This window comes from Mesorhizobium sp. L48C026A00 (assembly GCF_000502375.1).
Lineage (GTDB): Bacteria > Pseudomonadota > Alphaproteobacteria > Rhizobiales > Rhizobiaceae > Mesorhizobium > Mesorhizobium muleiense.
In genome coordinates this window covers 123,312-147,830 of the sequence record NZ_AYWU01000005.1, presented here as the reverse complement: position 1 = coordinate 147,830, position 24,519 = coordinate 123,312, and the positions used below count along the sequence as shown (strand labels likewise).

The window sequence follows — 24,519 nt, the reverse complement described above, 5'->3', positions numbered from 1 at the left end:
CCGATACACCCATCAAGCGACGAAAAACGATGGAAAGGGTGCAGCAAGTAGCGAAAGATCGCCACTCTGCCCGCCGGTTTCAAGCCGGTTCAGGAGAAACTGTCGTAGCCGGCGCGGCCCTCGTCCAGCAGCCGCCGGATCACGCCGACGCCGCCCGCGATGTCCTCTCGTCGCTCCGGCTGTGAAACGCCAAACCGCACGCCGTGAAAAACCTGCTCGGAACGCCCGGCCTTGAACTCGTCCTCATCGTCGATGAGCACGCCATGTTCGAGACAGGCGTTCTTGAAGGTGCCGGAAAGCCATGGATCAGGCAGGGTGAGCCAGACGAAGGGCACATTGTCTAGTGCGTTGAAGTCGAACCCGGCTAGTGTCTCGCGCACGATCGCCACGCGCGCGTTGATCTCGACGATGCTGCGCTTGCGCATCTCGCTGGCCTGGCCGGACAGAACCAGTCGGCTACACACTTCCGCCAGCAGGAAGGGGAGGCCACCCGTCAGCATCTTGTGAGCGACCCGGATCCGGTGGCGATAGGCCGGCGGACAAGCGAGCCAGCCGCCCCGAACGCCGGCCGCAACCGATTTCGACAGGCCGCCGGCAACGATGGTCCGTTCGGGGGCATATTCGGCCAGGAGCGGCGTCGGGTCGTCGGTCAGATCGCCATAGAGATCGTCCTCGATCAGGATGACATTGTATTCGCGCGCGACGCGCGCGATGGCCTCGCGGCGCGTCGCCGACAGCGTCACCAGTGTGGGGTTCTGTGCCGTCGGCATCAGGAACATCATTTTCGGGTGTTTTTGCGCGCAGACGCGCTCGAAATCCTCTGGATCGAGCCCTTCCGCGTCCGACGTCACCAGCGCGGTGCGGCGGCCGATCAGGCCGGCGCTGCGAGAAATCTGCGAATAGGTGAGGTGCTCGAAGACGATATAGTCGCCGGGCGTGGTCAGCGCGGCAATCGCCGCCATAACCGCGGCATGGGTGCCGAGCGTCGGAACGATGCAATCGGGGCTTGGGCGAAACGAATTTCGCGACAGCCAGCTGCAGCCGGCCTCGACCCAGCGGTTGGGAAAATCCCGCGTATAGCTTGAAATCTCGTACGGATGCTCCTGCGCCGTGCGCGAAAGCACATCGGCGACAATGGCGCCCTGGCCGGTATCAGGCGCAGCCGTGCTGTCGAAGCGCAGTTTGCCGCGAGGCGCATCGATATAGCGCGTGCCTTCCACCTGCGGGTCGGGCGCCAGCAGATCGGTCTTGGTGTCATGCCGGCCAAGCACATAGGTTCCGCGTCCGACTTCGCCGCTCACCAGGCCCCGCTCGCGCAACAATTGGTAGGCCCTGCCGACCGTGCCGACGGTCGTGCCGATGTCGTATGCCAGATCGCGCTGCGGCGGCAATTTTGCCCCGGCGGCGATCAAGCCACGGTCGATGTCCGTTTCGATGGAATCTGCAAGCCGCTGATAGAGCGGCCCGGAGCCGGCGGAAAGGTCGGGAAGCCAATTTGTCATGGTGACAATTTTCTATATTGCACCGTTTTGAGAGTCAATACATATGTGACCGCGCAACAAATAGGTACAATCTCGAATTTTGGTAGCAAGAAAATGGCTGCAATCGATACAATCCGTTACATGAGAGCTGGATTGCCCGGAGCCGGCCCGTCAGGCCGGCAAGGCTATGTCCGTCGCCTGGTGCGAATGGTCAACTCACTCGCAAACCGGATCGGCCGCTTGCTGGATCGCCGGCGCAGTCGGCTGGTCTTGCTGGAAATGACCGACGATCAGCTTAGGGATATCGGCATCTCGCGTGCCGACGCCCATCGTGAGGGTCTGAGGCCGTTCTGGGACTGAGAATACGCGCTGAAATAGAAGACCAGCGAGCCGACAAAACTGCGGCCGGATGCCATCGACGCTGGAACGGTGATGAAGATTTGCAGGACAAGTGCGGCCAGGCCGATGACCAGACCGGCGACCTGCAGGCAGCGGGCTCACTGCCCTATGCAGCCGCACCGCAGGCCTGATTGCCAGCCTGCCAGCGGGCGATGTCCGAGCCGATGCGTGCGCCGAGCGGTTCGGCCATCAGCGGACCGTACACGTCAACCCGGCGTGAATTGCCCTGTGCCNGAGCCGATGCGTGCGCCGAGCGGTTCGGCCATCAGCGGACCGTACACGTCAACCCGGCGTGAATTGCCCTGTGCCTGCACGACCAGCAACGGCTTTCCGCCATAATGCCTGACCGGAACCAGCAGGAAGCGCGGCGTGCCGGTGAACGAATTCAACTCGTTGGCCATCTGATAGGGCTTGAAAGCGGGATCCTTGCTGGCGATCCAGCATTTGTGGGCGGCGATCGCCACCTGTTCCATGGCAAGCAGCGCCGCACTCTTGCCCGAAGGCGCCGGCGCGTTCTTCGGCTTCGACTGGCAGGAGGCGAGCACAAGGCAGGCGGCGGCGACAAGAGCGAGGCGGGCGATCGTCTGTCTCGGGCTCATGCGGCGCCTATTTCGAATTCGGAAAAAAGATGAACGCTGAAGATATCAAGCGGCGATGCCAAGCGCACTTTCGAACAGCGCCCGGCCGTCGCTGCCGCCATGCGCCGCTTCGATCAGGTTCTCGGGATGCGGCATCAGGCCGAGCACATTGCCCTGGCCGTTGATGATGCCGGCAATGTCGTTGATCGAGCCGTTGGGATTGGTGCCTTCGGCATAGCGGAACACGACCTGGCCTTCGCCTTCGAGCCTGCGCAGCGTCTCGGCGTCGGCAAAGTAATTGCCGTCATGATGCGCCACCGGCGAGCGGATGATCTGGCCCGGCTGGTAGCGGCGGGTGAACATTGTGTTGGCGTTGGCGATCTGCAGCTTGACCTGTCGGCAGACGAATTTCAGCGACGTGTTGCGCATCAAGGCGCCTGGCAAAAGGCCGGCCTCGACCAGGATCTGGAAGCCGTTGCAGACGCCAATGACCATCACGCCCTTGGCCGCCTTTTCGGCGACCGCCCGCATCACCGGCATGCGCGCCGCAATGGCGCCGCAGCGCAGATAATCGCCGAAGGAGAAGCCACCGGGAATGGCGATCAGGTCGACGTCGGGGATTTCGGTATCGGTCTGCCAGACCGTGACCGGCGGCGTTCCCGAAATCTTGGTCAGCGCCGCGATCATGTCGCGGTCACGGTTGAGGCCCGGCAGAAGAACGACGGCTGATTTCATTTCGGTTCGTAAGGCCCCTGGGCTTCGGCAAGTCCACGCAATTCGAGACGGCGCTCTATACGTTCGAGACGATCGTCTTGACGGCCAAGAATGCCGTAGATGTTATGGATGTCGCTTTGCGTTGCGACCATGTGACCCCGAATTGCGTTCAACTCCCGCTTCACTTCGGAAACATCTGGTCGAAGTTCAGCAACTTCGTGGTGCACACGCTTCAGGAGCTCGTACATCAACTCGTTCGTGGCTTCAGTCATATACCCTCCGGCACAACCTCAGGTAATGGCCACACTATAGTTCTCAATCACCGTATTCGCCAGAAGCTTGTCGCACATGGCTTTGAGATCGGCCTCGGCCTTGGCCTTGTCGCTCTCGGCAAGCTCGACGTCGAAAACCTTGCCCTGCCGCACCTGGCCGACGCCGTCAAAGCCCATCCCGGACAATGCGTGTTCGATCGCCTTGCCTTGCGGGTCGAGCACGCCGTTCTTGAGAGTGACGGTAATGCGGGCCTTGATCACGCTGGACATGCTCCTGTTCGACGTGTTGAGCGGCAAGAAATCTCAGTGCGGCTTGCCTTTGAGGCCATCGGTCGAGGCGACGAGCACCGGCCCGGCGGGACGCGGCGGCTCGTTCTCGTTCATGATGCCGAGGCGGCGGGCGACTTCCTGATAGGCTTCGACCAGACCGCCCATGTCGCGGCGGAAACGATCCTTGTCGAGCTTGTCCTGGGTCGCCACGTCCCACAGACGGCACGAGTCCGGCGAGATCTCGTCGGCAACGACGATGCGCATCATGTCGCCTTCGAACAGCCGGCCGCATTCGATCTTGAAGTCGACAAGCTGGATGCCGACTCCCATGAACAAGCCGGAGAGGAAGTCGTTGACGCGGATGGCCAGCGCCATGACGTCGTCGATCTCCTGCGGGCTTGCCCAGCCGAAAGCAGTGATGTGCTCTTCAGACACCATTGGGTCGTCGAGCGCATCGGCCTTGTAATAGAATTCGATGATCGAGCGCGGCAGCACGGTGCCTTCCTCGATGCCGAGACGCTTGGCCAGCGAGCCGGCGGCGACATTGCGCACGACCACCTCGAGCGGGATGATCTCGACTTCCTTGATCAGCTGCTCGCGCATGTTGAGCCGGCGGATGAAATGGGTCGGAATGCCCATCCGGTTGAGATGGTTGAAGATGTGCTCGGAAATGCGGTTGTTGAGCACGCCCTTGCCATCGACGATTTCGTGCTTCTTCTTGTTGAAAGCGGTCGCGTCGTCCTTGAAGAACTGGATCAGTGTTCCCGGCTCAGGGCCCTCATAGAGGATCTTGGCCTTGCCTTCATAAATGCGGCGGCGATTTTTCATCTGATCTTTTCTCTGGATTTCCGGGCAGGCGGCAAGCGACCAGTTCCTGTCCGTACGCCTAAATTAGTGCGGCAACGGTAGGGGTTCAATGCCGGTGTCTATCCCAATCGCAGTGTTTGCTCAATCGGCAAATCCTTTCAATCACCGCTTTCCGGAATGAAATGCCGCAGCGCAGCAAGTGATGTAGCATATTGACCGGCCCGCGGCCTTTTGGTTTGTGCTGGGCAGTACACATATTTCGACTGCCAACCAAATCGGATTTGACCGGAGGGATGCCATGAGCAGCATGAAAGATCGCGAGGAGGGCTTCGAGCGCAAGTTCGTAATCGACGAGGAACTCCGGTTCAAGGCTGCGGCGCGCCGCAACAAGGCGCTCGGCCTGTGGGCCGCCGAAAAGCTCGGCAAGGCCGGGGCCGACGCCGAAGCCTATGCCAGCCAGGTCATCCTCGCCGATATCGAGGAAGCCGGCGACCACGACGTTTTCCGCAAGATCCGCAAGGATTTCGACGAAGCTGGAGTCGCCCAGTCGGATCATCAGATTCGCCGCACCATGGACGATCTGATGGCGCAGGCAATCGAGCAGATCAAGAACACCTGACCCTTGCTCTGAGCCAATCGACACGCTGGACCAATCGACCGCCTCGCCCCTCCGGGCGGTTTTTCTTTGTCTTTGCAGCTGTTTCCGGCTGAACTGCATTAGAGCGACGTGCATCCATTCGGAAAGTACGAGGTACGCTCAACTTTGACTCCTCGCATCGGGCTTGCCGATTTTGGGCCGATGCGAGGTCGAATAAGGAAGGCGCCCATGTCCCTCAAGTCACGCCTTGCGGCCGATGAAACCTTGTGCACCGCATGGTCTGGCGTGCCTGATGCCCTGACGGTCGAGATTCTTGCCAGACAGGGGTTCGATGCCGTCACGCTCGACATGCAGCATGGCGGACATCATGAGGACAGCGTGCTGCGCGGCCTTGGGCCGGTGCTGGCCGCCAACAAACCGGCGCTGGTGCGCATTCCGGTTGGCCGCTTCGACATGGCCAGCCGCGCGCTCGATTTCGGCGCCGAGGCGGTGATTGCGCCGATGGTGAATTCGGTGGCGGATGCCAGGCTGTTCGCTGCCGCCATGAAGTATCCGCCGCTCGGCGAGCGCTCCTGGGGCCCGACTTATGCCTTTCCGCGTCATGGCAAGGGCGACTATGCCGACTGGCTGCGCGACAGCAACGCGCGCACCATGGCCTTCGCCATGGTCGAAACGCGCGCCGCGCTCGATGCACTCGACGGCATCCTCGACACGCCGGGTATCGACGGCATCTTCCTCGGGCCATCGGATTTTTCGATTGCCTGGTCGAACGGCGCCGCCGTCAACTCGACGCTCGAAAGCATGATGGAAACAGTCGCCTCGATCGCCGAGCGGACGCGCAAGGCCGGCAAGCATGCCGCGATCTACGTCATCGAGCCGGCCATCGCCGGCCGCGTGGTGTCGATGGGCTACCGGCTGCTCGCGATGGGGTCCGAGCACGCGTTGATCGGCCTGGGGGCAAAAACCCTGCTGAAGAGCGTGAGGGACTCGATCAGCGCCTAAAGCGCGTCGCATTGAAGGGAATGTAACGCGCTTAAAGTCTTTGTTTTATGCATGTCGTCCCAAAACCGCTTCGCACCCTCGGGTCAGGCCCGAGGGCATGCTTTTGGGCGACATGCACTAAAGGTCGGTCAGGAATTTCGCAAAAGTCATCGAGCCTTCCGGCCACGGGCCGAAGCCGGCATCGGCGTTGAGATGTCCGGCCTCGCCGGCGTCGATGAACAGCGAGCCCCAGGCGCCGGCAATGTCCTCGGCGACCTCGAAGGTGCAGAACGGGTCGTTGCGGCTGGCGATCACCACCGAGGGAAATGCCAGCGGCTCGCGCGGATAAGGTCCGAAGGTCATCAGGTGCCTGGGTTTTATCTCTGGGTTGGCGACGTCGGGCGGCGCCACGAAGAAGGCTCCGGCGACCGGACGCTGGAACTGCGGCATTGCCTGGATCACGGCAGCGACGCCGAGTGAGTGCGCGACGATGACGACCGGTCGCTCGGCCTCGTTGACCGCCTTCGCCACGCTCGCCGTCCAGTCTTCGCGCACTGGCTTCGACCATTCCGCCTGCTCGACGCGCCGCGCCGTCGACAATTTCGATTGCCAGCGGCTCTGCCAATGGTCGGGACCGGAATTGGTGTAGCCCGGCACGATGAGAATGTCTGCATCCCTGACTTTCATGGCGCGCATGTAGCGAGGGACACGGTTTCGTGCAACCGCGCATGATCCCAAAAAGTGTGAAGCGGTTTTTGAACAAGATCATGCGCAACTGGGTCTGATCATTTTGCGATTGCTCATAATTGTGAACACCATGTTCGCTTCTTGACGTCTTGTGTGAACGATCAAGAACGACGATCTGTCATCGGGAAAAGAAACAGCCGTGTACATGAGACCCAGGATTTGGAACTGACACGACGTACGATGGTAGGTGGCGCGGGCTCCTGGTTTTGGGGATCTCGTCGAAGGCCGGCCAAACGGAGACTTTGATGAGCGAATTGCCTTTTGCCGCCACGACCCCGGTCAGCGTTGCCCGCGTCGGGCTGCGGGCGCGAGATGCCGAAAGCTTGGCCGCTTACTATCGCGATGTCATCGGGCTGCAGGAACTGAGCCGCACCGGTGGCACGATCACGCTGGGCGCCGCCAATCGTCCCTTGCTCGACATCGAAGCGGATGCAGCGGCGAAGCCTGACGATCCGCGCAGCGCCGGCCTGTTTCACACTGCCTTCCTGCTGCCCAGCCGGGCCGACCTCGGGCGCTGGATCAACCACGCCATCGCCAACAATATCGGCATCGACGGCGCTTCCGACCATCTGGTCAGCGAGGCGCTCTACCTGACCGATCCCGAAGGCAACGGCATCGAGATCTATTCCGACCGCCGCCATGAGGACTGGAAGTGGAATGGTGACAAGATAGCGATGGCGACCGAACGACTGAATATTTCGTCGGTCGTCGCCGACGTGCCCGCCGGCAATGCCGCCTGGCAGGGCATGCCGGACAACAGCATCATCGGCCATGTCCATCTGCGCGTCGGACGGCCGGAAGACGCCGAGGCCTGGTGGCACCAGGAATTCGGCTTCGATACCATGGCGAAATATGGTGGCGCGGCGGTGTTCCTGTCGTCAGGCGGCTACCACCACCACATAGGCGCCAATTCGTGGCAGAGCGCCGGCGCCGGCCGTCGCGATCCTTCCCGGTCCGGCCTCGCCTGGGTCGAAATGCGGTCCGACAATGTGACTGATGCAGCGACGCGCAAGGACCCGTGGGGAACGGTGATCAGGACCGTTCCCGGCAAGGCTTGATTATTCGAACCTGACGGTGCGGCGAGGTCGATGCCGTCTTACCTTCTCCCTTGTTTGTGGGAGAAGGCGGCCGCCCACGGGTCTTGCCTTCGGCAAGCCCGAGGACAGGCTCCGCGGTCCGATGAGGGTGCTCCAGCTTGGAACCGCCGGCTGGGACCGGTCAAAACCGCGTGGCCTCACGCTTCTCCGAACACCCGCTTGAAGATCGTGTCGACATGCTTGGTATGATAGCCAAGGTCGAATTTTTCACGAATTTCGGCCTCGGGCAAGGCTGCGGTGACCTCCTTGTCGGCCAAAAGTTCCTCAAGGAAATCAGCGCCTTGCTCCCATACCTTCATGGCGTTTCGCTGCACCAGCCGGTAGGCGTCCTCACGGCTGACGCCGGCCTGGGTCAGCGCCAGCAGCACACGCTGCGAATGCACGAGGCCGCGGAACTTGTTCATGTTCTTCAGCATGTTGTCGGGATAGACGAGCAATCTGTCGATGACACTGGTCAGCCGCGATAGCGCGAAATCGAGCGTCACAGTCGCATCCGGGCCGATCATGCGCTCGACCGACGAATGCGAAATGTCGCGCTCGTGCCAGAGCACCACGTTCTCCATCGCCGGCAGCGCGAACGAACGCACCATGCGCGCAAGCCCGGTGAGGTTTTCGGTCAGCACCGGGTTACGCTTGTGCGGCATCGCTGACGAGCCCTTTTGCCCGGGCGAAAAATACTCTTCGGCCTCCCGCACCTCGGTGCGCTGCAGATGGCGGATTTCCGTCGCCAGCCGTTCGATCGACGAGGCGATGACAGCGAGCGTCGCAAAGAACATCGCATGGCGGTCGCGCGGGATCACCTGCGTCGATACCGGCTCCGGCTTCAATCCGAGTTTCTTCGCCACATGCTCTTCGACATAGGGGTCGATATTGGCGAAGGTGCCGACTGCACCTGATATGGCGCATGTCGCAATATCCTCGCGCGCGTGCACCAGCCGCTCGCGGCAGCGCGAGAATTCGGCATAGGCCTGCGTCAGCTTGACGCCGAAGGTGGTCGGCTCGGCATGGATGCCGTGGCTGCGACCGATGGTGACGGTGTCCTTGTGTTCGAAGGCGCGGCGCTTGAGCGCCGCAAGCAGGCCGTCGATGTCGGCCAGAAGGATGTCGCCGGCGCGGGTGAGCTGCACGGCAAAGCAGGTGTCGAGAACGTCCGAGGACGTCATGCCCTGATGAATGAAGCGGGCGTCCGGCCCGACGAATTCGCTGAGGTGGGTGAGGAAGGCGATGACGTCGTGCTTGGTGACGCGCTCGATCTCGTCGATCGCATCGACGTCGAACTTGGCGGCCCCGCCTTTTTCCCAGATGGTTTTGGCGGCCTCCTTCGGGATCACGCCGAGCTCGGCCAGCGCGTCGCAAGCGTGGGCCTCGATCTCGAACCAGATGCGGAACCGGTTTTCGGGCGACCAGATGGCCACCATTTCCGGCCGGGAGTAGCGAGGGATCATCGGTCAGTCCTGACTTGCGAGGGCGTTCGCCCGCGTCGTAACAGAGGCAGACAAAATGCTCAACGCTGCTGCCGTGCAAACCAGATGCTGGCGAGAGCAAGCGCGATGAAACCGAGCGGAAAATAAAGCCGGATGCCCAGCACGATGAATTGATAGAACGCCGTTGCCATGGTGTGCACGAACTGGATGGACCAGCCAATGGTCAGTGCAGGTTCATGCCACTGCGCATAGTAGGAACGGTATTGCAGCGCAAAGAGCCCACCGGTGAAGCCGATCGTGGTGGCAAGAAGGCAGACAAACGCGGCCGCCAAGGCTACTTGCCAATGCCGCCCGAGCGAGACGAGCCGCGCCAGGAACAGGCCAACCGGAAAGGCGAGCGCACCGCCCGCCGCATAGAGCAACGAGACGAAGCGGATATTTGCCGGGGTCACCCAGTCGTCCAGCAGCAGATTGACAAGTGCGCTGGCGGCCATCGCGGCGGCCCACAGCAGGGCGCCGCAAACTGCGGCGGACGGCGACGGCAAGGCCTTGCGGATGCGATCCAGGACGCCGTTGCGTATGGCGGGGAGGGACGTCACAGCCGGCCGGTCACCGCGATCCAGCGATAGTCAGGCCCTTCGAAGCCGTACTGGCGCACCGCGATCAGCACGGCATAGGCGCTGAGGCCCTGCATGGAAAATGTCTGCACCGCGCCGATTCGATAGCCGTTCGGGCAGCCTCTGCTTTTGGGGATCGACTTGTCCTCGTGCAGGAGTTCAGTCTTGCCGCCGTCTTTCGCCTCGATGCGCATCAGGCGAAAGCCGTTGATCTCGCCAAGGTTTTGGCAGGTTTCGGTATCGTTCATGCCGATCTCGTCGAGTCGGAACTCGAGCGGATCATCGACCGGCGAAAAGATCGGCCGCGGGTTGACCACCATGCGGAACGGATCGGCCGAAAGCTCGGTCACCGGGTTGGAGCCAGCGGTGATGCCGCGATTCGCCGTCAATTCCGCCTGTTTGATGATAGCTTCACCTTTCTGCCGGGCTGCAAGACGCGCCGCGTCGAGCGTTGCGTTCTCGTCGTCAAGCCGCACCCTGATCGGTGTGCCCTTGAGAAAACTGTCGTCGGCGGTGTTGATGTAATAGCGATTGGCATAGGGAAACCCCGACCCGTCCTGGACACCGTACTCCTCGAAGGCGAAGGCGCCGCCATCCCCGGTGAAGCCGAGGATTTCAAGCTCGGCAACATCGCCGGCATGCGCGGCGAGCGAGGTTGCAAACTGGGCGAGGAGGGACACAGCAAACAGGACGAGAATTCGCATCGGATTTCCGTTTGAGCAGCCAGCGTTGTTTCGATCACTATCACGACATCGTCAAAACGTCGTGCCCTCTGAGACGCAAACCCGATGCATCCAATCGTGCCGTCATTTGTTTATGTTGGCAGCTTCACCGCATCGACCCGAAAATCGGAATCGATTTTCGGAAAGTACGATGCGTTGATTTAAAGTGTTAGAGCGTCCTTTGCGCGTCCAAAAGGACGCGCGGCGCTCTAATGGAGAACCCACAATGACCGATGCAGCCAGCATTCGCGAACATATGGAAGTGATCGGCGCCGACGGCGTCCATGTCGGCACTGTCGACAAAGTTGAGGGACAACGAATCAAGCTGACCAAGCGCGACAGCGGCGAGGGCGCCCACAGGGGGCATCACCACTTCATTCCGCTCAGCCTCGTAGCCGAAGTCGAGGGCCAGAAAGTCCGGCTGTCGGCAAATTCGGATGTCGCGGTCACGTTCGAGGAGGAAAAATCCGACCCCACCTGATGACGGGCCATGGCAGCCCGCATTCAGCGCGACGACCAGACCGGAAACAGGTCGCCATCGGCGGGCGTTGCGGCAAAGACGCCGCGGCTGATGGCGCGCGCCATGGTGGCGCCGGCCGCAGCATAAAGCTCGATGGCGTCGTTGGGCGCGAGCTCGATGCCGCTCTTGCCGGTCGCCAGCGCGAAAACCAGATCGCCGTCGGCCGGCGTATGTGTCGGCCAAATGGCGCGCACGAAGCCGTCATGCGCTGATATCGCCAGGCGTTTTGCGGCGGCCTTGGTGAGAAGGGCGTCCGTGGCGATGACGGCGATGGTCGTGTTGCCTCCGACGTGCTTGTCGCGAAATTTCAGCAGGATCCTTTTCGCGTTCGCCGGCATCGGCGCGGGATAACCAAGCCCGCCGAACTCGTCGCCGATCTCGAAGGGCGCTGCCCAGAAGTGCCTGCTTCGGGCGATCGTCACCGAGCCGGTCGGATTGACGGCGGCGAGTGCGCCGATGGTGACCCCGCTGTCGAGCACCGTCGAGGCCGATCCGAGGCCGCCCTTGAGGCCGGAACTCAGGGCACCGGTGCCCGCGCCGACCGTGCCGAGCGGAAAATCGATGCCGACTGCCTGTGCCGCCTCATAGCCGAGATCGCGGTAGGGCGGATAGCGGCCCCAGTCCTTGTCGCCGCCGTTGCGCAGGTCGAACAGGATCGCCGCCGGCACGATCGGCACGCGAAAGCCGCCGACCTCCACGCCGATGCCGTTTTCGCGCAGTGCCGCCTGCACGCCGGAGGCGGCATCGAGACCGAACGCCGAGCCGCCCGAAAGCACCACGGCATGGATCGCCTCGATCGAATTGTGCGGCTCGAGCAGGTCGGTCTCGCGGGTGCCCGGCGCGCCGCCCAGGATCTGCACACCGGCCACTGCCGGCTCGTCGCAGACGATGGTGGTCACCCCGGACTTCAGCCTCACATCGGAAGCGTTGCCGACACGCAGGCCGGCGACATCGGTGATGAGATTGCGCGGCCCGGTGCGAAACATCATTTGGCCTCCGCCGGCACGAAATTTGCGCCGTTGAAACGGAAGACCCGATAAAGGTTTTCGGTCAAGTCGCCCTTGCCGTCAAAGCGGATCGGTCCGATCGCGGTGCTGAAGTCATGCGCGGCGAGCGCATCGGCCAATGGCTTGCCGGGGGGGTCCGCCAGGGCTGTCGCCGCCTTGGCGATCTCGACCGCTGCATAGGCCGGCAGCGTGTAGCCCTCCGGCACGATCGTTTGTGCGGCAAAGCTTTCGAGCACCCTGGAGTCGGCGACATCGGCCCATTCGGGCGGCGCAAACATCAGCGTGCCCGTGGCATAAGGCACGTCGCCGGGCGCTGTGCGCAGCGCTTCGCCGCCGGCAAAAATGATGCCGGCATCGAGTTGGCCGGCGTCGCGGCCCATGATGGCGATGTCTTCGCCGTCGCCGCCGGCGAAGACATGCGTTGCGCCGGCCTTCCTCAGCCGCCCGATCAGCCCGATCTGGTTGTCGAGCTGCGGCCTGAATGTGTCGACGAACACCGGTTTCAGCGCCGCCTGCTCGGCTGCCGCCCGAAGCGTCTCGGCGATTTCGCGGCCGTAAATCGTGCCGTCGTCGATGATGGCGAACAGCTCGTTCTGCCATTGGCGGGTGAGATTGAAGGCGACGGCGTTGCGCTCGTCATCGCCGCGCGGCCCGAGCCGAAAGATCGGCCAGCCGGTCTTGGCGCGCCGGTCGGTCAGGCTTTCGGTGCGCACGCCAACGGTGATGACCGGCATGTCGGCGTCCTTCAGAATCGGCAGTGCCGCCTCGATCGCCTCGGTGCAGAGGAAGCCGACGACCACGCCGACCTTCGCCGCAACGAATTCTCTCGCCGCGGCAGCCCCGCCATCGGCCGTGCAGGCGTCGTCGACAACCTTGAGTTGAGCACCGTTTGCCGCTGCCGCCAGGCCTGCACCCGCCTCGATCTGTTTGCCAAGCATCGCCGACGGCCCGGACAGTGGTGCTGCGACGCCGACCAGCAGCGTGTCAGCGTTCGCATCACCGGCGAGAGACAGCCAGGCCAGCACCGCTATTATCGTTTTCGTGCCTATTGTCCGGGGTCGCATGCGAGCGAAGAATTCCTCCGCGCCGGTCGCGTGTTTGCCGGCGCCACTTCCTGCCAAGACCTAAAGGCTGGTCAGCTTTCACGCAACACGCGAAATTCAGGATGCATGTCAACCACTTCGCTTGTGGCATGCAATATGCCGCCATATATAACGGTTGGGAGTTCATCTCGCTTCAAACCAATGGAAATCGCCGGTGCTGAAGAAGAACGACATAGGGCCGCAGGCCTATCGCGACGCGATGGCCCATTTTGCCGGCCACGTCCATGTGGTCACCACCGATGGTTCCGCCGGCAGGCGCGGTGCGACTGTCATTGCAGCCTGTTCGGTGTCGGACACGCCGCCGACCATCCTGGTCTGCCTCAATCGCGAAAATCCCAAGAACGAGCCGTTCGTGAAGAATGGCAGGTTCGCCTTGAACGCGCTGGCTTCGGACCAGGAGGCGCTGTCGGTGGGCTTTTCCGGCCTCACCGGCCTGCCCGTCGAGGAACGCTTCGCGCTCGGCGAGTGGGATATGATCTCGACCGGCGCGCCGACACTGAAGGGCGCGCTTGCCGTGTTCGACTGCGAACTGATCGATACCAAGGATCTGGCCACCCACCGTGTGCTTTTTGGCAAGGTGACAGGCCTGCGTATCGGCGATAATTTGCGGCCGCTGATCTATCACGACCGCGGCTATCACGCTCTGTAGAGGCTCTGGATGGGCCGCACGCACGGAGAGAGAATGACCGGGTTGAAACCACGCCCTACGCCGCGGACGATCGATGAGACGCTCGATCTCCTGACCGGTGCGGACTATGTGGCGGACCGGTCGCTGGCGACCGTGCTGTTCTTGTCGCTGCGCATGAAACGGCCGCTGTTCCTCGAGGGCGAAGCCGGCGTCGGCAAGACCGAGATCGCCAAGGTGCTGGCGCAAGCGCTCGGCCGCCGGCTGATCCGCCTGCAATGCTATGAAGGCCTCGATGTCTCTTCGGCCGTCTACGAGTGGAATTACGCCGCGCAGATGATCGAGATCCGCATGGAGGAGGCGGCCGGCAAGGTTGACCGCTCCGACATGGAGCGCAACGTCTTTTCCGAAAAATACCTGATCCGCCGCCCGGTGCTCGACGCGCTGACCGGCAAGGCGGGCGCCGCCCCGGTCTTCCTGATCGACGAGCTCGACCGCACCGATGAGGCCTTCGAGGCGTTCCTGCTCGAAATCCTCTCCGACTTCCAGGTCACGGTGCCCGAGCTCGGCACGATCAAGGCGGAGGAGCCGCCGATCGTCATCATCACCACCAACCGCACCAGAGAGATCCACGACGCGCTGAAGCGGCGCTGCCTCTATCACTGGGTCGACTATCCGAATGCCGAGCGCGAGCTGGAAATCGTGCGCCGGAAAGTGCCGCAGGCCAACAGCCGGCTGTCGGCCGAGGTGGTTTCGTTCATCCAGAAGCTGCGCCAGATCGAACTGTTCAAGGTGCCGGGTGTTGCCGAGACCATCGACTGGGCCGGCGCGCTGACCGAACTCGACAAGGTGGCGCTCGATCCGGAAACCGTTTCCGACACGATCGGCGTGCTGCTGAAATACCAGGACGACATTGCCCGTATCGAGCAGGGCGAAAGCCGGCGCATCCTCAACGAGGTGAAGGCCGAGCTTTCGGCGGCGGAGTAGGGCGATGGCAACGCTGCGTCCCGAACCGAAAGAGGCAACGCCGGACGGGCGGATCGCCGATAACATCGTCTATTTCGCCCGCACCTTGCGCAAGGCCGGCATGCGGGTCGGCCCGGCCTCGGTCAAGGATGCCATCGAGGCGGTGCTGGCCGCCGGCATCGGTTCCCGCGACGATTTCTACTGGACGCTGCATGCCGTGCTGGTATCGCGGCACGAGGATCACCCTACCTTCGACGAGACTTTCCGGCTGTTCTGGAAATCGCACGAGCTGATCGAAAAGATGCTGGCGATGTTTTCGCCGGTGGCGCCTGATATCAGAGAGAAGCAAAAGCCGCGGGCTGCGGAAAACCGCGTCAGCCAGGCGATGTTCGAGGGCCACCAGAAGAACCAGCCGGCGCAGGAAATCCCCGAGATCGAGGTCGACGCCCGCTTCACATTTTCCGGCAACGAGGTGCTGAGGGGCAAGGATTTTGCCCAGATGAACGCCGCCGAGATGATCGACGCCAAGAAGGCGATCGCCGAGTTGCGGCTGCCCTTCGACATGGTCAGGACACGCCGCTTCAAGTCTAATGCGCATGGTCGCCGTATTGATCCGCGCGCCATGATGCGTTCCGCTGCGCGCACCGGCGGCGAATTGATCTTGCCGAAATTCCGTTCAGCCCGCGAGGTTCACCCACCGCTGGTCGTGCTTGCCGATATTTCCGGTTCGATGAGTCAGTACACGCGCATCTTCCTGCATTTTCTGCATGCCCTGACCGAAAAGCGCCGGCGCGTGCACGCCTTCGTTTTCGGCACCAGGCTGACAAATCTGACGCGTCAGATGCGCCATCGCGATTCAGACGCAGCACTCGCCGACTGTTCGGCGGCGGTGATGGACTGGTCGGGCGGCACCCGCATCGGCGATACGATGGGCGAATTCAACCGGCTGTGGTCGCGGCGTGTGCTGGGGCAGGGTGCGGTGGTTCTCCTGATCACCGACGGGCTGGAGCGCGACGACGTTGCCGGCCTGTCGGAGGAAATGGAGCGCCTGCGCAAATCCTGCCGGCGGCTGATCTGGCTGAACCCGCTGCTGCGCTTCGACGGCTTCGAGGCGCGCGCCCGCGGCGTCAAGGCGATGCTGCCGCATGTCGACGAATTCCGCTCGGTGCACAACCTCGATGCGCTCGCCGACCTGTGCGCGTCGCTGGACAAGACTTCGGCGCGCTCCGTCGACCCACGCAGATGGATTGAGGGTGGCGCCAGAGGCGCAGCATAGTCATATGTTTTCTCTGGGAGAAGCGGTGATGGAAAACAGCATTTATCTCGATGAGGCCCGCGATCCGCTGATCATCGCGGAAGGCTGGATGAAAGACGGCAAGGATGTCGCCATTGCCACCGTGGTCGAGACCTGGGGCTCGGCGCCGCGCCCGGTCGGCAGCCACCTTGTCATCGACGCGGAAGGCAATTTCCACGGTTCCGTCTCTGGCGGCTGCGTCGAAGGCGCGGTGGTCACCGAGGCGATCGACGTCGTCGACTCAGGCAAGGCGAAGATGTTGGAGTTCGGCGTCGCCGACGAGACCGCCTGGCAGGTCGGCCTGTCTTGCGGTGGCCGCATCAAGGTCTATGTCGAGCGGTTGGGTTAGAAGCATGATCCCGCAAAGTGGGAACCGGTTTGCGGACAACAATCATGCTTAAACAAGAAAGCATGATCCCGCAAAGTGGGAACCGGTTTGCGGACAAGAATCATGCTTAAACAAGAGAGCATGATCCCGCAAAGTGGGAACCGGTTTGCCGACAAGAATCATGCTTAAACAAGAGATATTTCGATGGATCCCTACGCGCTAAAGACGCTGAACGCCGAACGCCGCGCCCGCCGCGCGGTGATCCTGGTCACCGATCTCGGCGATGGCCGCGATCGCATCGTGCGGGAGGGCGATCAGGTCGCCGGCGAATTGGGCGCTGCGATCGCCAAGGCGTTTCGATCAGGAAATTCCGGGTCGGTCGAGGCGGAAGGGCGAACCTTCTTCCTCAACGCCTACCTGCCGCAGCCGCGCCTGGTGGTGATCGGCGCAGTCCATATCAGCCAGGCACTGGCGCCGATGGCCAGGATCGCCGGCTACCCCGTGGAGATCGTCGATCCGCGCACGGCCTTTGCCACCGCAGACCGCTTTCCCGATGTCGCGCTGCATGCCGAATGGCCGGAGGATATCCTGAAGCGCCAGCCGCTCGACAGCTTCACGGCGCTGGCCGCCGTCACCCATGATCCGAAGATCGACGATTTCGCGCTGAAGGCGGCGCTCGACGCCAAATGCTTCTATGTCGGTGCGCTCGGCAGCCGCAAGACTCATGCGAAGCGGGTCGAACGCCTGCTGGCATTGGGCGCGACCGCCGACCAGATCGCCCGCATCCACGCGCCGATCGGTCTCGACATCGGTGCGGCGAGCCCGGCCGAAATAGCTGTGGCGGTGTTGGCGCAAGCGATCCAGGCGTTTCGTTCGCGCGGCCTCGAATCCAAGGACGCGGTGGCGTGAAGTTTGGGCCAATCCCCGTAGATACGGCCGAAGGCGCAGTGCTTGCGCATGCCACCACGGCCGGAGAACGGCGCTTGCGCAAGGCACACAGGCTGAGCGCCGAGGATGTGACTTTGCTCAAGTCAGCAGGGATTTCTGAGGTCGTCGCGGCCGTTCTTGCTCTCGATGATTTGAGCGAGGACGCTGCCGCCGAAAAGATCGCCGAAAGCATGATCCATCGCAATGTCGAGGCGAAGCCCGCCGCGACCGGCCGGGTTAATCTGCACGCCCAGGCGGCCGGTATCTTCACGGTCGATGCCGCGATGATCAACGCCATCAACGCCGTCGATCCGACCATCACCATCGCCACTCTGGCGCAGCACGCACCGGTCGAAAATGGCCAGATGGTCGCAACCGTGAAGATCATTCCCTTCGCCGTTGCTTCCGCCCTGGTCGATGCGGTGGCAAGGATCTGCGCCAGCGGCGAGATCTTTGCCGTCAATGCCTATCAGCCTGTGCGTGTCGGCGTCATCCAGACGGTTCTGCCCGGCATCAAGCCGAGTGTGCTCGACAAGACATTGCGGGTCACCGAAGCCCGTCTTGCGCGCTCAGGTGGCCGGCTGACGGCCGAGCGCCGCACGCCGCACGAAATTGGCGCCGTTGCGGAGGCTGCGGGCTCGCTGGCGCGTGACAACGATATTGTGGTGATCTTCGGCGCCTCGGCGATGAGCGATTTTGGCGACGTCGTCCCGGCAGCGATCGAGAAGGCCGGCGGCACCGTCATCCGCGCCGGCATGCCGGTCGATCCCGGAAATCTCCTGGTGCTCGGCGCGCTTGCCGGCAAGCGCGTCATCGGCGCGCCGGGCTGCGCCCGCAGCCCCAAGGAGAACGGCTTCGACTGGGTTCTCGACAGGTTGATCGCCGGTCTCGACGTGACGGCCAAGGATATTGCCGGCATGGGTGTCGGCGGTCTGTTGATGGAAATCCCGACCCGGCCACAGCCGCGCGAGCCGCTGCCGGCGCCAAAGTCTGAGAGTGCCGAGTTGAAGGTCGATATCGTGCTGCTGGCCGCCGGCCGCTCCAGCCGCATGGGCGGCCCGAACAAGCTGCTGGCGCTGTTCGACGGCCAGCCGCTGGTGCGCCGCAGCGCCGAGCGCGCGCTCGGCTCCAAAGCTTCGGGCACCGTCATCGTCACCGGCCATCAGCGTGAGCGTGTGCGCGCCGCGTTGTCGGGACTGGATGTGACTTTCGCCCATAATCCGGATTTCGCCGAGGGCCTGTCTTCATCGCTGAAGGCCGGCATCGCGCGGGTCAGAGCCGATGCTGCCGGCGCCATGATCGTGCTTGGCGACATGCCTGGCATCGCGTCAGCCGACCTCGACAGGCTGATCGATGCATTCCGCAAATCTGAGGGCCGATCGGTGGTGCGCGCCTCGCATGAGGGAAAGCGAGGCAATCCTGTGTTGCTGCCGCGTTCGCTGTTTGCGGCGATCGCTCATCTCGAAGGCGATACCGGCGCGCGCCATCTGGTCGAGGCCGAGGGGCTCGATGTCATCGATGTCGAGATCGGCAAGGCAGCGTCCATCGATGTCGACACCCCCGAGGCGCTGGAAAGCGCCGGCGGTGTGCTGCAGGATTGACAAACCGGGGCCGAAAAACGCATGCCTGTGGGATGGCTATTCGAACCGTCCTATGCGCTCTACTGACTTCAATATTTTTCCTGTTTTCTTGCGCTGCTTACGCTGACGTTCTCAAGCCCTTCAAAGACGATCTGTTCGCCTATCCGGCCATCCTCTCGTCCGAGGGCGCCTATACAGTCGTCGACTATCGCGAGTTGCGCGATATCAACGCCCGCGACAAGGTGCCGGAGCGCCGCGCGCAGGCGCAGTATGTCGACACCGGTGTGCGCAAGGTGCAGCAGGATCTGCTGCTGAAGACCGACGCCGGCAATATCCGCCACGTAGCCGTCGGTCGCACGCAAGGTGCTGCCATCATCGTGCTCTATTTGCATGGGCAGGGTGGCAGCCGTAAGCAGGGCGTCGACGATTTCACCTTCGGCGGCAATTTCAACCGCATCAAGAACCTGATGGCCGGCAATGGCGGCCTCTATCTGTCACCGGACTTTTCCGATTTCGGCGACACAGGTGCTGCCCAGATCGCCGCGCTGATCGGCCACTATGCCGAACGGTCGCCGGACGCGAAGATCTTTGTTGCCTGCGGCTCGATGGGCGGCGCACTGTGCTGGAAGCTGGCCGCCCGCAAGAATACTGGCGGGCGCATCGGCGGGCTGCTGCTGCTCGGTTCGCTGTGGGATGAAAGTTTCCTCTCGAGCCCGGCCTTCAGCCGCCAGGTTCCGGTCTTCTTTGGCCAGGGCAGCAAGGACCCGGTGTTTCCAGTCGAGAAACAGGAAGCCTTCTTCCGTTCGATCCTGGCCAAATCGAAAACCTATCCGGCTCGCTTTGTCCGCTTCGAGACCGGCACGCACGGCACGCCGATCCGCATGACCGACTGGCGCGGCACGCTCAACTGGATGCTGTCGAAGGCCCCTTAAGGCGGTGTGTTGTAGTCCACCACTGTCTGCGGATTGATCTCGCCGTCATAGGAGGCGTCGACATCGTACTGCACCAGCGAGAAATTGCCGTTGCGAAATAGATACGTGCCGGCCGACGCGGCATCGCCGACACCGCGCCACTTGTTGAGCGACGAGATCGTCTTGGCGGCGTCGTCATACTCGGAATTGACCAGCTGGTCGTCGGTCTGGAAGCCGGTGACGTTGATCGCCTCGACCTTGCCTTCGCTATCGTTGTTCTCATAGTGGATATCGAGTTCCGGCGAGGCGAACTGCAGCTGCCGGACGCCTGACACATCGTCGTGGACATAGTAGACGGCACTCTCATTGTAGGCAGCCATCGAGCAGAAGAAGCGAAACAGCCGCGTCTCGCGTTCGGGCTGATCGGCCTCGGCGCCGGCATCCTTGTAGCGCAGGGAGTAGGCGTCCGGCTCTGCCAAGGGCTCGCCGCCAGGCATTTCCTTGTCGCACTGGTCGCCATAAGTGGCCGCAAACGCATTCTTGGCTTGCTCCAGCGCGGCATCCTTCTTCGGTGGCGGCGGTGCGTCGCCGCAGCTTGCCGGCACGGCGTCCTCGAATTCGGCCTTGGACGGTTTCAGCGCGCCCTTGTCGATGAAGATCGGGCGGAATGGCGGTTCCTGGATCGAGGCGTTGACCTGGCGCAGGGTGTAGCAGCCGGCAAAGACATTTTCGCTGCCGTCCTTGGCTGTCGCCCGGATGGCGACCGGAACATTGTAATAGATGCTGCCGGCCGCACCGTCTTCGGACACGCCACCGGTTTTGACCTCGACCCTTTCGGTGCCGTCATAGCCCTTGACGAAGGCGTCGAAATCCTGGACCGGCTTGGTTTCGCCGAAATAGTCCCAGGCGCGCGCGAATTCTTGCCGGTTGATGGCGCTGTAGAACGAGCGGATGACCGCTTCGGCGTCCGACCTGTCGTCGACATAAGGCGCTTCGGCGGCGAGCACCGGTTGGCCTGTCACGGCAAGGGAGAAAAAAGCGGTCGCTGCAAAAAGGGCGCTTCTCATCGGGAATCTCCACCGGATGGGAAATCCTATCATAGCGATTGCGGCGACGTGGTGACGCTTGAAGAATCGCCTGCGCAGGCGCTAGGTGCCGCCGTCGGCGTTCCCGCCGGGATAGGAGATTCACGTGACCATATCGATGTACGAAGCGTCCATTCCGGTGTTTTCGGCCAGGTTGAAGGCGCTATCCAACGTGCTGAACATCGCCGAGCAAAATGCGCTCGACCGCAAGATCGATCCGCAGGTGTTTTTGACGTCGAGGCTGGCGCCGGACATGTATGCGTTGACCAGGCAGGTGCAGATCGCGACCGACCACGCCAAGGGCGCGCCGTCGCGGCTTGCCGGTCGCGAGGTGCCGAAATACGAAGACAACGAGGCGAGCTTTGCCGATCTCCAGGCGCGCATCGCCAAGACCGTCGACCTTCTGGCGACATTCGCGGCTGCCGATATGGACGGCTCCGATGACAGAATGATCGAGCTGAAGCTTGGCCAGCGCGAATTCTCGATGGCCGGCATGCAATATCTGCTGCATCTCGCCATGCCCAATTTCTATTTCCACGTGACCACGGCCTACGACATCCTGCGCCACAATGGCGTGCCGCTGAGCAAGGCGATTTTCATAGGATCGCGTTGAAGAATAGCGAGGAGATATCCCGGTCGAGCCGGGATATCCGTGACTAACGTGAGGACATTTCGCGGGCGACGCGCGGAAAATCGGCCGGTTTGATGCCGATGTCGGCACGGTCGGCATTGCTCATCGAATGAAGCAGCGCCAGAGCCGCGCGGTAGCGCAGATGTTCCTGCGGACGCGGACGGGCGAACATTTCAGTGAGGAAACCCATGATTCAAGCCCCTGGTTGGTCCTCCCAAGCCCCAATATAGGCAAACCGTGATAATTGTGCAGTGCAGCATTAGCATGGCAGCCATGCCGCCCTGATTTTTTGACGTCGCCGAGCGCCCCCTGCTTCGGCCTCTCGAAAAAGTCGCTGGCCACTGGCGCCAGGGTTGGAGACAGCCCGCGCATTCCTGTATGCTGCGGCTTCCTTCCCGCGCAGCCGCGCAAAAGAGTTCCCGCCGGAGAAATTACCATGCAAAAACGCCGCCTTGGTCGGACCGATCTTCTTGTTTCCCAGATTTGCCTGGGATCGATGACCTGGGGCCAGCAGAACACCCAAGCGGATGGCCACGCCCAAATGGATCTGGCATTTTCGCGCGGCGTCAACTTCATCGACACCGCCGAGCTCTACCCGATCCCGCCCAAGGCGGAGACGCAAGGCTGGACCGAGAAGATCATCGGCAGCTGGATGAAAGCGAAGGGCAACCGCGATCAAGTGGTCATCGCCTCGAAGGTGGTTGGCCGCACCGCCAACACATGGTTTCGCGGCAACCGCCCGTCGAAGCTGGTGCGCGCCGACATCTTCGATGCCGTCGAAAAATCGCTGACCAGGCTCAACACCGATTATCTCGACCTTTACCAGATCCATTGGCCGGAACGGGACGTGCCATGGGGCGCCAATCCGAACCGCGTCGGTGCCGTGCCGCTGCGGACAGATTCCGCCGGTGCACCGGGCGGCGAGACGCCGATCACCGAAACGCTCGCCGTCTTCGAAGAATTGGTGAAGGCCGGAAAAATCCGCCATTTCGGCCTGTCGAACGAGAGTTCCTGGGGCGTCATGCGGTTTATCGGCGAAGCCGACAAAGGCGTCGGCCCGCGCCTGGCGTCGCTGCAGAACGCCTATAATTTCGTCAACCGCGGCTTCGAGGTGAACCTTGCCGAGGTCTGCGAGCGCGAACAGGTTTCCCTGCTCGCCTATTCGCCGCTGGCGCAAGGCTACCTGACCGGCAAATACGATCATGGCGCGCGGCCGCAAGGCTCGCGTTCTCAGCTTTTCAACCGTGGCCAGCGCTACGAGACGCCCAATGCCGCGGAGGCGCAGCTCGAGTACAACGAACTGGCGCGCACTTTCGGCATGGAGCCGGCACTGTTTGCCAATGCCTATGTCACGAGCCGGCCCTTCGTCACCTCGAGTATCATCGGCGCGACGACCCTTCCGCAGCTCGAAATGGCACTGTCGTCCGCCGATGTCGTCTGGACCGAGGATATGCAGAAGGCTGTCGATGCAATCCATCAGCGTGTCGGCAACCCGTGTCCGTGAGCTGCTTCCCGGTGCTGCAAGGTGCGATTGCTGAACGATTGCAGTAGGGAGAGGGAAAAAGTGGATTTTCCAATTGAGGTCGTGCGCGAGAAATTTCCGGCACTGTCGCTGACCGACAAGGGCCGTCGCCGCATCTATCTCGACAACCCTGCCGGCACGCAGGTGCCGCAGGCGGTCGCCGACGCGGTGTCACGTTGCCTGCTGACAACAAACGCCAATCTCGGCGGCTTCTTCGAAACCACGATCGCGGCGCAACAGATAGTCGACGACGCCCATGCGGCGATGGCCGATTTCCTCGGTGCTGCAAGCCCGCAGGAAATCATCATCGGCGCCAACATGACGACGCTGACTTACCACATGTCGCGCACCCTCGGCCGCACGATGAAACCCGGTGACGAGATCATCCTCACCCGTATGGACCACGAGGGCAACGTTTCGCCGTGGCTGCAGCTCGCCGAAGATCTTGGCCTTGTCGTGCGCTGGCTGGCTTTCGATGAGCAGAGCTGGCAGATCGAGGAGGCGGCGCTTGCTGCGCTGCTCACCGACAGGACGCGGCTTGTCGCCTTGAACTACGCCAGCAATCTGACCGGCTCGGTCAACCGGGTGAAGGCGCTGACCGGCATCGCCAGGCAGGCCGGCGCGCTGGTCTATGTCGACGCCGTGCAGTTCGCACCGCACGGCCTGATCGACCTCAGGGACCTCGGCTGCGATTTCCTGGTCTGTTCGGCCTATAAATTCTTCGGGCCGCACATGGGCATAGTGTGGGGCAGGCTGGATGTCATCGACGCGCTGACACCGTACAAATGCCGCTGTTCGTCCAACGCTCTGCCGGAGCGGTTCGAACTCGGCACGCCGCAGATCGAGCTGATGGCCGGCCTGAGCGCCGCGGTCGATTATTTTGCGGAACTGGGCGCCGTCGCCGGTGAGGATGGTTCGCGACGTGCCGGGATAGTCAAGGCGTTTGAAATTTCAATTGCTTACGAGAACAGGCTGACGCAAAAGCTGATCGACGGCCTGTCGGCCGTTTCGGGCCTGACCATCCACGGCATCACCGATCCGGCGCGTGTCGGCGAGCGCGTGCCGACGGTCTCGTTCACTGTCGACGGCATCGTGCCGGAGACGATCGTGCGGCAGATGAATGCGGAAAACATCTTCCTGTGGTCCGGCCACAACTATGCCTGGGAGATCGTGCACCAGCTTGGCATTCCGGCCGAGCAGGGTGTCGTGCGCATCGGCATCGCCCACTACAATACGGCGGCCGAGATCGATGAGACGCTGGAGAGCGTGCACCGGGTTATCGCCATGCTGCGACAGGAGCGACTCTGAAGCGG

At 62.5% G+C, this 24,519-nt stretch carries 28 protein-coding genes and 1 pseudogene; 15 read left to right on the top strand and 14 right to left on the bottom strand.

Features of this window, described 5'->3' with window-relative positions:
* Positions 1 to 89: 89 nt before the first annotated feature.
* A complete protein-coding gene (locus tag X738_RS53065; RefSeq protein ID WP_023798250.1) occupies positions 90 to 1,502 on the bottom strand; it encodes an aminotransferase-like domain-containing protein in 1,413 nt (470 codons plus the stop codon).
* 93 nt (positions 1,503 to 1,595) lie between these two features.
* On the opposite strand from X738_RS53065, the gene X738_RS53060 reads away from it, so the two are divergent.
* Positions 1,596 to 1,841: a DUF1127 domain-containing protein gene (locus X738_RS53060; RefSeq protein WP_023798249.1), complete on the top strand. Its 246-nt coding sequence runs from the start codon at positions 1,596 to 1,598 to the stop codon at positions 1,839 to 1,841.
* Between the two features lie 145 nt (positions 1,842 to 1,986).
* Here the strand turns inward: X738_RS53060 and X738_RS0141060 are convergent.
* From X738_RS0141060 to purC, 5 genes and pseudogenes are all read right to left on the bottom strand, one after another.
* A pseudogene (locus tag X738_RS0141060) lies at positions 1,987 to 2,479 on the bottom strand (hypothetical protein).
* Positions 2,480 to 2,524: 45 nt separating this feature from the next.
* Positions 2,525 to 3,193 carry a phosphoribosylformylglycinamidine synthase subunit PurQ gene (gene purQ, locus X738_RS53055; RefSeq protein ID WP_023798248.1) on the bottom strand — a complete coding sequence of 223 codons (669 nt, stop codon included), beginning with the start codon at positions 3,191 to 3,193 and terminating at the stop codon, positions 2,525 to 2,527.
* Positions 3,190 to 3,444 carry a hypothetical protein gene (locus X738_RS53050; protein ID WP_023798247.1) on the bottom strand — a complete coding sequence of 85 codons (255 nt, stop codon included), beginning with the start codon at positions 3,442 to 3,444 and terminating at the stop codon, positions 3,190 to 3,192. Before X738_RS53050 ends, purQ begins: the two co-directional genes overlap by 4 nt.
* A gap of 18 nt (positions 3,445 to 3,462) precedes the next feature.
* Positions 3,463 to 3,705, bottom strand: coding sequence for a phosphoribosylformylglycinamidine synthase subunit PurS (gene purS, locus X738_RS53045; protein ID WP_023798246.1), 243 nt, complete (start codon positions 3,703 to 3,705; stop codon positions 3,463 to 3,465).
* A gap of 42 nt (positions 3,706 to 3,747) precedes the next feature.
* Positions 3,748 to 4,542, bottom strand: coding sequence for a phosphoribosylaminoimidazolesuccinocarboxamide synthase (gene purC, locus X738_RS53040; protein WP_023798245.1), 795 nt, complete (start codon positions 4,540 to 4,542; stop codon positions 3,748 to 3,750).
* A 277-nt stretch (positions 4,543 to 4,819) separates the two neighbouring features.
* On the opposite strand from purC, the gene X738_RS53035 reads away from it, so the two are divergent.
* Together X738_RS53035 and X738_RS53030 are read left to right on the top strand one after the other, a co-directional pair.
* Complete coding sequence (locus tag X738_RS53035; RefSeq protein WP_023798244.1) at positions 4,820 to 5,140, top strand: DUF1476 domain-containing protein; 321 nt, start codon at positions 4,820 to 4,822, stop codon at positions 5,138 to 5,140.
* A 207-nt stretch (positions 5,141 to 5,347) separates the two neighbouring features.
* Positions 5,348 to 6,121, top strand: a complete 774-nt coding sequence (locus X738_RS53030; protein WP_023798243.1) for an HpcH/HpaI aldolase family protein — start codon at positions 5,348 to 5,350, stop codon at positions 6,119 to 6,121.
* Between the two features lie 117 nt (positions 6,122 to 6,238).
* Here the strand turns inward: X738_RS53030 and X738_RS53025 are convergent, their stop codons facing one another.
* Positions 6,239 to 6,787 (bottom strand): RBBP9/YdeN family alpha/beta hydrolase, encoded by a 549-nt coding sequence (locus tag X738_RS53025; RefSeq protein ID WP_023798242.1) that lies wholly within the window; start codon positions 6,785 to 6,787, stop codon positions 6,239 to 6,241.
* A 305-nt stretch (positions 6,788 to 7,092) separates the two neighbouring features.
* Here X738_RS53025 and X738_RS53020 point away from each other — a divergent pair, with 305 nt between their 5' ends.
* The gene (locus X738_RS53020; RefSeq protein ID WP_023798241.1) at positions 7,093 to 7,905 is read left to right on the top strand and encodes a VOC family protein; all 813 of its coding nucleotides are present in this window, start codon (positions 7,093 to 7,095) and stop codon (positions 7,903 to 7,905) included.
* Between the two features lie 176 nt (positions 7,906 to 8,081).
* Here X738_RS53020 and purB read toward each other — a convergent pair whose 3' ends face one another.
* The 3 genes from purB to X738_RS53005 are packed head-to-tail and all read right to left on the bottom strand — an operon-like array spanning position 8,082 to position 10,689.
* A complete protein-coding gene (gene purB, locus X738_RS53015) occupies positions 8,082 to 9,389 on the bottom strand; it encodes an adenylosuccinate lyase (protein WP_023798240.1) in 1,308 nt (435 codons plus the stop codon).
* A 59-nt stretch (positions 9,390 to 9,448) separates the two neighbouring features.
* Positions 9,449 to 9,967, bottom strand: coding sequence for a hypothetical protein (locus tag X738_RS53010; protein ID WP_031254586.1), 519 nt, complete (start codon positions 9,965 to 9,967; stop codon positions 9,449 to 9,451).
* Positions 9,964 to 10,689 carry a DUF2259 domain-containing protein gene (locus X738_RS53005; RefSeq protein ID WP_023798238.1) on the bottom strand — a complete coding sequence of 242 codons (726 nt, stop codon included), beginning with the start codon at positions 10,687 to 10,689 and terminating at the stop codon, positions 9,964 to 9,966. Before X738_RS53005 ends, X738_RS53010 begins: the two co-directional genes overlap by 4 nt.
* A 244-nt stretch (positions 10,690 to 10,933) precedes the next feature.
* Between X738_RS53005 and X738_RS53000 the strand changes: the two genes are divergently transcribed.
* Complete coding sequence (locus tag X738_RS53000) at positions 10,934 to 11,188, top strand: DUF2171 domain-containing protein (protein WP_023798236.1); 255 nt, start codon at positions 10,934 to 10,936, stop codon at positions 11,186 to 11,188.
* 23 nt (positions 11,189 to 11,211) lie between these two features.
* Here the strand turns inward: X738_RS53000 and X738_RS52995 are convergent, their stop codons facing one another.
* Positions 11,212 to 12,213 carry a P1 family peptidase gene (locus X738_RS52995; RefSeq protein WP_023798235.1) on the bottom strand — a complete coding sequence of 334 codons (1,002 nt, stop codon included), beginning with the start codon at positions 12,211 to 12,213 and terminating at the stop codon, positions 11,212 to 11,214.
* Positions 12,213 to 13,298 carry an ABC transporter substrate-binding protein gene (locus tag X738_RS52990; RefSeq protein WP_023798234.1) on the bottom strand — a complete coding sequence of 362 codons (1,086 nt, stop codon included), beginning with the start codon at positions 13,296 to 13,298 and terminating at the stop codon, positions 12,213 to 12,215. The genes X738_RS52995 and X738_RS52990 overlap by 1 nt, the downstream gene beginning before the upstream one ends.
* Before the next feature lie 193 nt (positions 13,299 to 13,491).
* Here X738_RS52990 and X738_RS52985 point away from each other — a divergent pair, with 193 nt between their 5' ends.
* The 7 genes from X738_RS52985 (at position 13,492) to X738_RS52955 (ending at position 19,989) form a co-directional block, all read left to right on the top strand.
* On the top strand, positions 13,492 to 13,986 hold the full coding sequence (locus X738_RS52985; RefSeq protein ID WP_023798233.1) for a flavin reductase: 495 nt from the start codon (positions 13,492 to 13,494) through the stop codon (positions 13,984 to 13,986).
* Between the two features lie 33 nt (positions 13,987 to 14,019).
* Positions 14,020 to 14,949 (top strand): AAA family ATPase, encoded by a 930-nt coding sequence (locus tag X738_RS52980; protein ID WP_023798232.1) that lies wholly within the window; start codon positions 14,020 to 14,022, stop codon positions 14,947 to 14,949.
* Positions 14,950 to 14,953: 4 nt separating this feature from the next.
* Positions 14,954 to 16,204 (top strand): vWA domain-containing protein, encoded by a 1,251-nt coding sequence (locus X738_RS52975; RefSeq protein WP_023798231.1) that lies wholly within the window; start codon positions 14,954 to 14,956, stop codon positions 16,202 to 16,204.
* Between the two features lie 28 nt (positions 16,205 to 16,232).
* Complete coding sequence (locus X738_RS52970; protein WP_023798230.1) at positions 16,233 to 16,571, top strand: XdhC family protein; 339 nt, start codon at positions 16,233 to 16,235, stop codon at positions 16,569 to 16,571.
* Between the two features lie 183 nt (positions 16,572 to 16,754).
* Complete coding sequence (locus X738_RS52965) at positions 16,755 to 17,459, top strand: XdhC family protein (protein ID WP_023798229.1); 705 nt, start codon at positions 16,755 to 16,757, stop codon at positions 17,457 to 17,459.
* Positions 17,456 to 19,078, top strand: coding sequence for an NTP transferase domain-containing protein (locus X738_RS52960; RefSeq protein ID WP_023798228.1), 1,623 nt, complete (start codon positions 17,456 to 17,458; stop codon positions 19,076 to 19,078). Before X738_RS52965 ends, X738_RS52960 begins: the two co-directional genes overlap by 4 nt.
* 32 nt (positions 19,079 to 19,110) lie before the next feature.
* A complete protein-coding gene (locus tag X738_RS52955; RefSeq protein ID WP_023798227.1) occupies positions 19,111 to 19,989 on the top strand; it encodes an alpha/beta hydrolase family protein in 879 nt (292 codons plus the stop codon).
* Here the strand turns inward: X738_RS52955 and X738_RS52950 are convergent.
* Positions 19,986 to 21,035, bottom strand: coding sequence for a DUF1176 domain-containing protein (locus X738_RS52950; RefSeq protein WP_023798226.1), 1,050 nt, complete (start codon positions 21,033 to 21,035; stop codon positions 19,986 to 19,988). The two genes, X738_RS52955 and X738_RS52950, sit on opposite strands and share 4 nt — an antisense overlap.
* 124 nt (positions 21,036 to 21,159) lie before the next feature.
* Here X738_RS52950 and X738_RS52945 point away from each other — a divergent pair, with 124 nt between their 5' ends.
* Positions 21,160 to 21,666: a DUF1993 domain-containing protein gene (locus X738_RS52945; RefSeq protein ID WP_023798225.1), complete on the top strand. Its 507-nt coding sequence runs from the start codon at positions 21,160 to 21,162 to the stop codon at positions 21,664 to 21,666.
* 43 nt (positions 21,667 to 21,709) lie between these two features.
* Here X738_RS52945 and X738_RS82385 read toward each other — a convergent pair whose 3' ends face one another.
* Positions 21,710 to 21,874 carry a hypothetical protein gene (locus X738_RS82385; RefSeq protein ID WP_023798224.1) on the bottom strand — a complete coding sequence of 55 codons (165 nt, stop codon included), beginning with the start codon at positions 21,872 to 21,874 and terminating at the stop codon, positions 21,710 to 21,712.
* Positions 21,875 to 22,120: 246 nt separating this feature from the next.
* Here X738_RS82385 and X738_RS52940 point away from each other — a divergent pair, with 246 nt between their 5' ends.
* Both X738_RS52940 and X738_RS52935 read left to right on the top strand, forming a co-directional pair.
* On the top strand, positions 22,121 to 23,188 hold the full coding sequence (locus X738_RS52940; protein WP_023798223.1) for an aldo/keto reductase: 1,068 nt from the start codon (positions 22,121 to 22,123) through the stop codon (positions 23,186 to 23,188).
* A 60-nt stretch (positions 23,189 to 23,248) separates the two neighbouring features.
* Positions 23,249 to 24,514, top strand: a complete 1,266-nt coding sequence (locus X738_RS52935) for a cysteine desulfurase-like protein (protein WP_023798222.1) — start codon at positions 23,249 to 23,251, stop codon at positions 24,512 to 24,514.
* Positions 24,515 to 24,519: the final 5 nt, after the last annotated feature.